This window comes from Pseudarthrobacter sulfonivorans, assembly GCF_031454915.1.
Lineage (GTDB): Bacteria > Actinomycetota > Actinomycetes > Actinomycetales > Micrococcaceae > Arthrobacter > Arthrobacter sulfonivorans_C.
Genome location: NZ_JAVDRS010000010.1, coordinates 201,154 through 212,186 on the forward strand (window position 1 = coordinate 201,154; position 11,033 = coordinate 212,186).

Annotated in this window: 10 protein-coding genes; 1 reads left to right on the plus strand and 9 read right to left on the minus strand. The window is 65.8% G+C overall.

Translation table 11 applies throughout. The features are described 5' to 3' along the window. Positions 1 to 88: 88 nt before the first annotated feature. The 3 genes from xerD to J2808_RS19865 are packed head-to-tail and all read right to left on the minus strand — an operon-like array spanning position 89 to position 3,505. Entirely contained in the window at positions 89 to 1,072 is a 984-nt protein-coding gene (gene xerD / locus J2808_RS19855) for a site-specific tyrosine recombinase XerD (RefSeq protein WP_309820085.1), read from the minus strand. After that, on the minus strand, positions 1,072 to 1,734 hold the full coding sequence (locus J2808_RS19860; protein ID WP_309820087.1) for an NUDIX hydrolase: 663 nt from the start codon (positions 1,732 to 1,734) through the stop codon (positions 1,072 to 1,074). Before J2808_RS19860 ends, xerD begins: the two co-directional genes overlap by 1 nt. 25 nt (positions 1,735 to 1,759) lie before the next feature. Next, entirely contained in the window at positions 1,760 to 3,505 is a 1,746-nt protein-coding gene (locus J2808_RS19865; RefSeq protein WP_309820089.1) for a CTP synthase, read from the minus strand. An 83-nt stretch (positions 3,506 to 3,588) separates the two neighbouring features. Between J2808_RS19865 and J2808_RS19870 the strand changes: the two genes are divergently transcribed. Beyond that, a complete protein-coding gene (locus J2808_RS19870; protein ID WP_309820090.1) occupies positions 3,589 to 4,113 on the plus strand; it encodes a DUF2867 domain-containing protein in 525 nt (174 codons plus the stop codon). Here the strand turns inward: J2808_RS19870 and recN are convergent. From recN to J2808_RS19900, 6 genes are read right to left on the minus strand one after another with little or no spacing between them, the layout of a single operon-like run. Beyond that, on the minus strand, positions 4,110 to 5,849 hold the full coding sequence (recN, locus tag J2808_RS19875; protein ID WP_309820092.1) for a DNA repair protein RecN: 1,740 nt from the start codon (positions 5,847 to 5,849) through the stop codon (positions 4,110 to 4,112). The two genes, J2808_RS19870 and recN, sit on opposite strands and share 4 nt — an antisense overlap. A gap of 3 nt (positions 5,850 to 5,852) precedes the next feature. After that, positions 5,853 to 6,878 (minus strand): NAD kinase, encoded by a 1,026-nt coding sequence (locus J2808_RS19880; RefSeq protein ID WP_309820094.1) that lies wholly within the window; start codon positions 6,876 to 6,878, stop codon positions 5,853 to 5,855. Positions 6,879 to 6,891: 13 nt separating this feature from the next. Further along, positions 6,892 to 7,704: a TlyA family RNA methyltransferase gene (locus tag J2808_RS19885; RefSeq protein WP_309820096.1), complete on the minus strand. Its 813-nt coding sequence runs from the start codon at positions 7,702 to 7,704 to the stop codon at positions 6,892 to 6,894. A gap of 2 nt (positions 7,705 to 7,706) precedes the next feature. Further along, positions 7,707 to 7,940, minus strand: coding sequence for a hypothetical protein (locus tag J2808_RS19890; RefSeq protein ID WP_309820097.1), 234 nt, complete (start codon positions 7,938 to 7,940; stop codon positions 7,707 to 7,709). A 9-nt stretch (positions 7,941 to 7,949) separates the two neighbouring features. Continuing rightward, positions 7,950 to 8,939: an HAD-IIA family hydrolase gene (locus tag J2808_RS19895; protein ID WP_309820099.1), complete on the minus strand. Its 990-nt coding sequence runs from the start codon at positions 8,937 to 8,939 to the stop codon at positions 7,950 to 7,952. Between the two features lie 6 nt (positions 8,940 to 8,945). Next, a complete protein-coding gene (locus J2808_RS19900; RefSeq protein ID WP_309820101.1) occupies positions 8,946 to 10,793 on the minus strand; it encodes a hypothetical protein in 1,848 nt (615 codons plus the stop codon). Positions 10,794 to 11,033 lie beyond the last annotated feature (240 nt).

Here is an 11,033-nt window from a genome sequence, read left to right on the forward strand (position 1 = left end):
TTAACCACTAAGTGTCCCGCGGTGCCGTGTTTCTTACACACAGGCAAAGATATTTTTGCCGGACCACAAATCAGGGCGGACCCGGCTGTCAGCCCAATGCTCGCGGGTGGGCGGCGGCGTAGATTTCGCGGAGCGTGTCCGCGGTGACCAGGGTGTAGACCTGCGTGGTGGTGACGGAGGCATGGCCCAGCAGTTCCTGCACCACGCGGACATCCGCGCCGCCCTCCAGCAGGTGCGTAGCGAAGGAGTGCCGCAGGGTGTGCGGCGAAACGTCCTTGGTGATGTTGGCTTTGTCCGCTGCTGCCTTCAGGATGGTCCAGGCGCTTTGCCGGCTGATCCTTCCCCCGCGGGCATTCAGGAACAGCGCCGGGGTGCCCTTGCCCTTGGCCGCCAGCAGCGGGCGGCCCTTGACCAGGTACGCGTCCAGTGCCCGGGCGCCATAGGAGCCGAGCGGCACGAGCCGTTCCTTGGACCCTTTGCCGAACAGCCGGACCACCGCGGGCCCTGACTCAGCCTCCTGCAGGGAAATGTCGTCCACGTCCAGGCCCACGGCCTCACTGATCCTGGCGCCGGTGGAGTAAAGGAATTCGAGCAGTGCCCGGTCCCGCAGTCCCGTGGCGGTGTCAGTACCCGCAGCTTCGAGGATCCGCGTGACTTCATCCACACTGATGGCCTTGGGCAGCCTTTTGCCCGGCATCGGCGGGTGGACATCGCTGGCGGGATCGGTCGTCGTAAGACCTTCCAGCGCCCAGAATTTGTGCAGTCCTCGGACCGCAACCACGGTCCTGGCCGCGGACCTGACACCCAGCGCCGTGCCGCCGTCAGAACCGTCGTTGAGGGCCATCACGAACCCCGTCACATGATGGCGGGTGATCTGGTCCGGAGCGAGACAGCCCTGTGTCTCCAGATACCGGGAGTACCGTGCAAGGTCGCGGCGGTAGGCGGCGAGCGTGTTGGCTGCCAAACCCCGTTCGACGCCCATGTGCTGAAGATACACGGTGATGGCGCGGTCGACGGCGGTCTGCGGGCGGACAGGCGGCGCTGCGGCTTCCGCTGACGGGGTGGCCGTCATCAGCGCTGGCTGGGGTGCGCAGGCCAGGCTGCGTCTGCGGGGCGCAGTCCGGCGAAGCCGTCCGCCCGCGCTGCTGCCGCTGCCAGGATCCCGACGACGGCGGAGGGGTTGTGCAGCCGCCCGCCCAGGACAGCCGCCACGGCTTCGTCCAGGGCGATCCAGTGGAATTCGATCTCCGCTTCCTCATCGGTCCGCTCATGGCGATCGTGGTGGGGCACTTCCGTGAGGTCACGGGCGAGGTAGATCCTGATGGCCTCGCTGGATGACCCGGGCGAATTGAAAAAGTCCGCCAGGACGTTCCATCGCGCGGCCGCGAGGTCAGCCTCTTCAGCCAGCTCCCGGGCGGCACCGACGACAAAGTCCTCGCCTTCAACGTCCAGGAGGCCAGCCGGGATTTCCCAGAGGTCCATGCCCACGGGATGGCGGTACTGCCTGATGAGCAGAACCTCGCCGGCGTTGTTCATCGGCAGGACCGCGACGGCGCCGGGGTGGTCGATGTAGTCGCGGGTCAGCGCCTCGCCGGCCTCACTCAGCTGGAAGCTGTCACTCACGACGTCCCAGATCCGGCCTTCATAGACCTTCTCCGTAGACAGAAGACGGCGCGGACTCGGCGCATCCGAAACCTGCTCTGCAGCTGGGATCGTTTCAGGTGTACCGGGCATCGCGCCGTCCTCTACTTATTCGGTTCTATTTTGCGGCAACCGTACGTGACTGCTTGGCAGCCGGTGCGTTCTGTGCGTTCTGGTGGTCCAGAGCGGCCTTGATCAGTCCACTGAACAGCGGGTGGGGCCGGGTGGGACGCGAGCTCAGTTCCGGGTGGGCCTGGGTTGCCACGTAGTACGGGTGGACCTCGCGGGGCAGTTCAACATATTCCACCAGTTTGCCGTCCGGTGATGTTCCGGAGAACACCAGGCCCTCGGCTGCGATCTGTTCGCGGTACTTGTTGTTGACCTCGTAGCGGTGGCGGTGGCGTTCGCTGACAGTGGTCTTGCCGTAGGTTTCGGCGATAACGGAGCCTTCGTCCAGCTTTGCCTCGTACAGGCCAAGGCGCATGGTGCCGCCCAGATCGCCCTTGCCTTCCACAATGTCCAGCTGCTCTTCCATGGTGGCAATCACCGGGTACTTGGAGTCAGGCTCGAACTCGCTGGAGGATGCGCCTTCGAGGCCCACCACGTTGCGCGCATACTCGATCACCATGCACTGCAGGCCAAGGCAAAGGCCCAGGACGGGCAGCCTGGACTCGCGGGCGTACTTCAGGGCGCCCAGCTTTCCTTCGAGGCCGCGGATTCCGAATCCGCCGGGAACGCAGATGGCGTCCACGCCGCCGAGGGACGCGACCGCGCCCTCATGGGTTTCGCATTCGTCCGACGGGACCCAGCGGATCTTGACCTTGGTGTCGTTGGCGAAGCCGCCGGCGCGCAGGGCTTCAGTTACGGACAGGTAGGCATCGGGAAGGTCGATGTATTTGCCTACCAGGGCGATTTCGACGTAGTGCTTGGGGTTGTGGACCGCTTCGAGCAGCTTGTCCCAGCTGGTCCAATCCACATCCCTGAACGGCAGGTCCAGGGCGCGGACGATGTAGGAGTCCAGCCCCTGCGTGTGCAGGGTCTTGGGGATGTCGTAAATGCTCGGGGCGTCCGGGCAGCCGATGACGGCTTCGATATCGACATCGCACATGCGGCCGATCTTGGCCCGCATGGCTTCGGGGACTTCGCGGTCCGAGCGGATCACGATTGCCTCCGGCTGGATGCCGATGGAGCGCAGGGCTGCGACGGAGTGCTGGGTCGGCTTGGTCTTCAGTTCCTGCGACGGCCCGATGTAAGGAACCAGCGAGACATGGACGAAGAAGACGTTGCCGCGGCCGATGTCCTGGCGGACCTGGCGGGCCGACTCGAGGAAGGGCTGCGATTCGATGTCGCCTACGGTGCCACCGATTTCGGTGATGATGACGTCCGGCGCGTTCTTGCCTTCAGCGGGCAGGCGCATGCGGCGCTTGATCTCATCGGTGATGTGCGGGATGACCTGGACGGTGTCGCCGAGGTATTCTCCGCGGCGTTCCTTGGCGATCACGGTGGAGTAGACCTGGCCGGTGGTGACGTTGGCTGAGCCTTCGAGGTTTTCGTCGAGGAACCGCTCGTAGTGTCCGATGTCCAGGTCCGTCTCGGCGCCGTCGTCTGTGACGAAGACTTCACCGTGCTGGAAGGGGTTCATCGTGCCCGGATCCACGTTCAGGTATGGATCGAGCTTCTGCATAGTTACAGACAAGCCGCGTGCCCGCAGCAGGTGACCGAGGCTCGAAGCCGTCAGTCCCTTACCGAGCGAGGACGCCACACCACCGGTTACGAAGATGTGTTTGGTCGTCTTGGACGAGCCCGGGAACCGGGAATTTACACGGGAATTTGATCGCTGCACCACGGAATTCGAGCCTATCATCAAATGAACCTTCCACGGATCCGGAACTGTTCCCCAAATGCTCCAGTCTGCAGTGCGGACAGCCTTACGATCAAGGGGTGACAATGGATCCGAACCCTGAAGACAAGTCATCAAGCACTGCCGGCGGCGTGGACGCGGGGAATTTCCCGGTATTCCGGTCACTGGCACTGCAGTCCATCCCGAAGCCGGACTATGCGGATGTGATTGTCCTCCCAGTTCCCGAGGGCACCTCCGCGGATCCGCGCGTCTGGGCCGAAGAGCTGTTTTCGCTGCAATCCATGCCGGGCTGGGTGACAGCCCTGATGGGGCTGCGGCAGGCAGTGGTTGGCCTGGTGGGCATTCGCAAGGCGCCGGCCGGGGTGTTCGCCGTCTCCGAGGTCCGCGGCGAGGAAGCACTGATCAGCGCCGATGACACGCACCTGGACTTCCGGTGCGGCGTGGCCTGCGACGCCGGCGCCCGGCTGCTGCGGGTCACCACGGCAGTGCGGCTGAAGGGCTGGCAGGGGCGGCTGTACTTCGTCCCAGTGCGCCTTCTGCATCCATTGGTGGTGCACGCCATGATGGCCCGCACCATCGGCCGTCTCACGGCCCTGTCCCGACGCAGCTAGGCGCGCTGCGGCAGCAGCTTTGCGTCATCCAGCAGCTCCTGCGCGTGGGCCTGCGCCGATTCGGAGTCCTCCTGGCCGGCCAGCATCCGGGCGAGCTCCTTCACCCGCTCGGCGCCGTCGAGGAGCCGGACATCACTGGATGTGAACCCGGTGGCGGTGCCGCCGTCGGCTCCCCTGACCGATGTTTTGGTGACGGTGATGTGCTGGTCCGCGAACGCCGCCACCTGTGGGAGGTGCGTGACCACCAGGACCTGGACGTGCCGGGCGAGCATGGCCAGCCGGCGGCCGATTTCGACGGCGGCCCGCCCGCCGACGCCGGCGTCCACTTCGTCGAACACAAAGGTAGGCACCGGGTCCACTGCTGCGAGCACCACTTCGATGGCCAACATCACACGGGACAGTTCACCGCCCGAGGCGCCCTTGCCGAGCGGGCGGGCCGGGGCCCCGGAGTGCGGCTGGAGCAGGAACGAGATCTCGTCCGCGCCGTGCGGCATCAGCTGTCCGGCATTTTCGAGGTTGATCACGAGGGTGGCATCGGCCATGGCCAGTGCCTTCAGCTCGGCGCTGACGCGGCCGGAAAGGTCCTTGGCAGCCTTGGCCCGGATCTTGCTGATGGCGGCCGCCTGCTTCTGCAGCTCCGCTTCGGTCCGGATTACGTCTGCGTCCAGCGCCTCGATCCGGGTGGAATCGTCCTGCAGTTCATCGAAGCGGACCCGGGCGTTCTCGGCCCACTGCAGGACTTCGTCGATGCTGGGGGCGTATTTGCGGACCAGCTTGGCCAGGTCGGCCCGCCGGTCTTCGATCTCGGCGAGCCGTTCCGGCCCTTCCGAGTCCAGGCCGGCCTGGTAACTGGCCAGCTCAGTGGCGATGTCGTTGAGCAGGAAGCCGACTTCCGCAAGCCGTGCCGCGGCTGCCCCGAGCTCGGCGTCGTGTTCGGCCACGTGCTCGAGGGTCCGTTTCGCAGCGTCCACCAATGTGGTGGCGTCGCCCTCGTCGCCATAGTCTTCCGCGATGAGCGCCTGGTGCGCGGTGTTGGCCGCGATCCTGAGCTCCTCCACGTTGGCCAGCTTCACGGCCTCCGCTTTGAGGGACTCGTCCTCCCCCGGCTGCGGATCCACCTCGTCGATCTCGGCGAGGGCAATCTCCAGCGACTCGGCTTCGCGGAGCCTGTCCCGTGCGGCGCTGCGGAGGGTTTCCAGCTCTGTCTGGACCGCCTTCCAGTGGCTGTAGAGCGCCTGGTAAGTACCCAGCGGTCCTGCCAGTGCGTCACCTGCGAACTTGTCCAGGGCTCCGCGCTGGGCTGCCGCCCCTTTCAGCCTGATCTGGTCCGACTGGCCGTGGACCACCACGAGGGTTTCCCCGATCTCAGCGAGAACGCCCACGGGAGCGGCCCGCCCACCCAGAAATGCGCGGCTGCGCCCGTCCGCTCCGAGGCGACGGGCCAGGATGAGTTCTGCGCCGCCGTCGAACTCTTCGACGTCGGCGCCCGCCTCAACCGCCCGAGCGATCGCCGGGTGCCCGGCGTCGAGCTTAAGGACGGCCTCCGCGGTGGCGCTCTTAGCGCCGCTCCGTACGGCGCCGGCGTCGGATCTGGCACCCAGGAGAAGGCCGACGGCGGTGACCACCATCGTTTTACCGGCACCGGTTTCGCCGGTGACAACGCTCAGCCCGGGGCCCAGCGGCAGGGTGGCGTCGGTGATAACGCCCAGATCGCGGATTCTCAGTTCTTCAAGCATGGTTCACTTTGCGTTCGCGGGATCGGTGTCATCGTCTGGCTGTTCTCCGGACATAGCCTGAAGCGGCGGCATGGGCCGGAGTGTCCGGACGATCGGAAGGGGTCCGGTGTGGATTTCCTCCGACTGCGGCACGGGTCCCCGCCAGCCGTGGATGGGGAGCTCGAACTTGCGGACCAGCCGGCCGGAGAACGGCGTCTGATGCGTCCTTGCGAGCCGGACCGGGGTGGCGGACTTCGTCACTTCCACGCGCGCACCAGGCGGCAGATCCACGGAGCGCCGGCCGTCGCACCAGAGCACACCCTGGGCACCGTTGCGGGAGAGGACTTCCACGGCCAGCCGCGACGCCGGCGATACCACCAGGGGCTTGGCAAACAGCGCATGGGCGCTGATGGGAACGATCAGCAGGGCCTCGACCTCGGGCCAGACCACAGGGCCGCCCGCGGAGAAGGCATACGCGGTAGATCCTGTGGGGGTGGCAAGCACCACGCCGTCGCAACCGAATGTCGTCAGCGGGCGCTCGTCGACTTCGGTGACCACCTCGAGCATGCGTTCGCGGTTTCCTTTTTCGATCGCAGCCTCATTGAGGGCCCACGTGTGCCAGATCTTCTGGCCGCGGACCCAGACCTGGACATCGATGGTCATGCGCTCTTCCACCGTATAGGCGCGGCGGGCAATCCATTCCACGGTCTGGGCGAGGTCGGCGCGCTCACTCTCGGCAAGGAAACCAACGTGGCCCAGGTTGACGCCCAGCAGCGGGACGTCGACTTCGCGGACCAGCTCAGCGGCGCGAAGGATGGTGCCGTCACCACCGAGGACCATCACAAGCTCCACGTCAGGCAGCAGTACGTGGTCGTGCAGGATCTCCACGGGCTGGTTGAGCTGACCGAAGAATCTTTCCATGTCCGCCAGCTCGGATTCCTGCATCACCGGAACGATCCCTGCGTCATACAGCTGGGCGCAGGCTTCCCAAGCAGCCTTCAGTGATTCCTCGCGGCCAGTGTGGGCAAGGACAAGTACTCGCCTGCTCATCGAGTTCCGCTTTCTAGTGGTTCGGCCAGATTCGGCCAAGCAAGCCGTCAATGGCTGCGTGGCGCTCTTCGATCTTAGGCAGGTCTTGGGTCATCCTGCGCTTTATCCACAGGAAGTATTCGACGTTTCCGTCCTGGCCCGGCAGGGGGCTGGCCGCCAGGCCGCATAAGTCCAGTCCGGCGTCGAGCGCTGCATTGGCGACCTTTTCCACCGCCATCCGGCGTTCGCGCTCTGAATTCACCACACCGGTGCGGCCAAGGCGGTCCTTGCCGATCTCGAACTGCGGCTTCACCATGAGCACCAGGTCGCCGCCGGGCTGAGTGCACATGGCAAGCGGATGGGCCACCAGGGTCAGTGAAATGAAGGAGAGGTCAGCCACTGTGAGTTCGGCCTGTCCGCCGATATCCGCGGGCGTCATGTAACGCACGTTGAGGCCCTCGTGGACGGCTACCCGCGTATCCGCGCGGAGCTGCGGGACCAGCTGGCCGTGTCCGACGTCGACCGCCACAACATGTGCTGCACCGCGCCGCAGGAGCACCTCGGTGAAGCCGCCGGTAGAGGCACCGGCGTCCAGGCACCTTTTGCCCTCGACGGTCACAGCGGGAAATGCGTCCAGCGCCCCGGCCAGTTTGTGGCCGGCGCGGCTGACGTAGCTGTCCTCTTCGGTGTGCTCGACCGTTAGGTCTTTGTCCTCCGGCACCTGCAGGGACGCCTTGGACAGGACTTGCCCGGCCGAACTAACCTTGCCGTCCGCGATCAGCGCGGCGGCGTGGGTCCGTGACCTCGCCAGGCCGCGGGCTACGAGGGCTTGGTCAAGCCGTGCCATCTTCAGGCCTCTCCTTCACCTTTGTTGGGGGCGTCTTCGTTCAACGCCTGGAGCAGGGCGTCATGCAGTTCGCCGTAGACAGCTTCGTGCTCTGCGACCGGCCGGTCCGGGACGCCGTCCAAGGCGTCAACGATGGCCGCAATGTCCGGATCGCTGATCCGTTGCGCGGCGGTCTGGGGCCATTCGGGGGTTTGCTGGGCTGGTTCGGGATGGTGCTCTTGGTTCAGCTCAGTCATTGGACCAGTCTACTGAGTGCGCCATTCGAGTTTGGGCGCCCTGGCCTCGGCGGTTTCCGGCACGGCAGCCCACCAGGCGGCACAGGCCGCCCGCCACGCGTCGAGGTCGTTCTCCCGGCCCCGGATGCTGACCGTATCCCCGTTGACCTGGGCTGAGGCGTCTCCGCAGCGGTAGGTCCCGTCGACGTGGTCTACGGCGGGGTACGGTCGGTGCAGGTCGCTGAGCTCGTTGATGATGTAGACCGGACGTTCAGCAGTACGCGCAGCGAGGATGGTGTTTGTGTTGTCGACGCCGGTCAGCACCGCCACGGTGGCAAAACCTGCATTGTTGCCGCCCAGGATGTCTGTGTCCAACCGGTCGCCCACTACCAGCGGGCGGTCAGCGGCCAGACGCTTGGCCGCGGCATGGAAGAGCGGGGCCTCCGGTTTGCCCGCCACAAGTGGCGTCTGGCCGGTGGCTGCCGAGACGGCCGCCACCAGGGTGCCGTTGCCCGGGGCCATCCCGCGTGGCTGCGGAATGGACATGTCCGTATTGGTGGCCACCCAGAGCGCACCGGCAGAGACCACGTAGGCGGCCTCGGCCAGCTCCTTCCACCCAATCCCGGGGTTGAACCCCTGGACCACGGCCACCGGGTCCTCGTCCTGGCTGCTGACCGGAGTCAGGCCCACCAGCTCGATCTCCTGCGCCAGCGCGGGGCTGCCGGTGATCAGTACCCTTGCCCCGGGAGGCAGCATGGATGACAGGAGGTCGGCCGCGGCCTGCGAGGAACTGACCACCTGGCCGTCCTCCGCCGGCGCTCCCAGTTCACGGAGGTGAGCAGCAACCTGCGCAGGCGTGCGGGAGGCATTGTTGGTCACATATCCCAGGCCAATGTCCAGTCCAGCCAGCTGCTGCAGTGACTCCACGGCGCCGGGGATGGCGTGCGGGCCTGCGTACACCACGCCGTCCAGGTCTGCCAGGAGCGCGTCAAACAGGGAGATCAGGGAAACTTCAGTCATAGCGGGCTAGCTGTCCTGTCGCTCGGAGTGGCTGTCGTCATCGTTCCCGCCGTCGGCCGAATCATTCTGGTCTGACGCTGCTTCTTCAGACTCTTCCTCAGATTCCAGCTCATCCGCTTCGGCGGAATCCTCATCAGACTCGGCGTCATCGGACTCGAAATAATCGGATTCCAGGTCGTCGATGGCGGCGTCCACGCCGGAGGTCCCGGGTGATTCCGCCGCGGTCTCCGCAGCCGTGGCAGCGGCGGTATCAGCAGGGGCAGACGTGGCGGCGACTTCAGGGCCTCCGGCAGCGCGCTCGAGCAAACGGCGGCGCTGCGATTCCTCGCGGGCTTCCTCTTCCTCGTCCCAGCCCAGATCCACGATGTCCGGTTCCTCGTCAACACCGAGGCCCAGCGCATTCTCAGCCACTACGGCCTGCTTCTGCCATTTTGCAGCTTCATCATTGCGACCTACAGCGGCCAGGGCGTCGGCGTAGGCACGGAACAATCTGGGGCTGTAGGAAAACGCCCGGTTGATGTCCAGCTGGGCAATTTCGAGCTCTGCCACGGCGGCGTCCAGCTGGCCAAGGTCGGTCCGTGCTCCCGCAGCCACAATCGCCAGCTCGGCCTTGCCCGGCGCGTCAAGGTCATTGGCTTCCTCGGAGCGCACCACATCGAGTGCACGGTCAGGCCGGCCCAGTCCTCGCTCGCAGTCCGCCATCACGGGCAGGTGGACGTTGGAACCGCTGATGCGGCGGTACGTCCGGAACTCCCGCAGTGCTTCGCCGTAGTGTCCGGCCGCATAGGCAGTCAGGCCAACCGCCTCCCGGACGGCCGCCAGCCTGCCGCCGCGCCGGCTGGCCGCGAGGGCATGCTGAAAAGCAAGCTCGGGTTCTTCATCGATCAAACGACCCGCCATCACCAGGTGGCGGGCAACCCACTCAGCGCTTTTCGCTTCCAGCGTCTTGATCTGGTGCTGGGTGGCGCGGTCGAGCTCCTTGCCCGTGACATCCTCATCGATCTCAGGAGAACGTTCGCGGTCGGGACGGTTGGCGCTGCGAAGATCGCGGGCGTTGGGAATACGGGCCGGACGGTCTTCCGCACGGTCCCTGCCGAACTGGCGGGGGCCAGAGTCACCGCGGTCGAAACTGCGGGGTGCACGGTCCTGGCGGTCGCCGAACGGCTTGCGGTTTTCGCCCCCGGAGAAACCACGGCGTTCGCCGTCACCTTCACGGCGCGGACGGTCACCGTAGGGCTTGTTGTCACGGTCGCCGTAAGGCTTACGCTCACCACCGCCGCTGAAGGGCTTGCGGTTTTCGCCCCCGGAGAAACCACGGCGTTCGCCGTCACCTTCACGGCGCGGACGGTCACCGTAGGGCTTGTTGTCACGGTCGCCGTAAGGCTTACGCTCACCACCGCCGCTGAACGGCTTCCGGTCGCCGCCACCGCTGAAGGGCTTGCGCTCACCGCCGCCTCCGCCGAAGCTGCGGCGTTCGCCATCACCTTCACGGCGCGGACGGTCACCGTAGGGCTTGTTGTCACGGTCGCCGTAAGGCTTACGCTCACCACCGCCACTGAACGGCTTCCGGTCGCTTCCACCGCTGAACGGCTTGCGCTCACCGCCGCCTCCGCCTCCGCCGAAGCTGCGCCGTTCCCCGTCACCTTCACGGCGCGGACGGTCACCGTAGGGCTTGTTGTCACGGTCGCCGTAAGGCTTGCGCTCACCCCCACCGGCACCCGGGGCGCGCTTCGGAGCCTCAGAGTTCCGGTCGTCGCGGGAACGGAAGCCACGCGGTTCTCCACCGGAATTGTTTGTGCCGCGGAATGGGCCACGGTCGTTGCCGCCGCGTTTGCCGCCGTTGTGCTCAGCCATGTGGGGATTCCTCCTGTTATGAGCCGACCACTGGCGCAATCGCAGCCGCTCGTTCCGTGTTTCGTTATCCTACGCAACCCGAAATCAAGCGCTTCGAAGTCCGTACATCTCAGTCAATTCTAAGCGAGACCCAACCGGCGCATGACGGCTCTCCGTGGTTCGTGGTGAAACGGATTCCGTGTCTTGAAAGCTGAAGGGCTCGTAGCCCTGCTGTGATGGATGTTCTCTACGCATTCATCA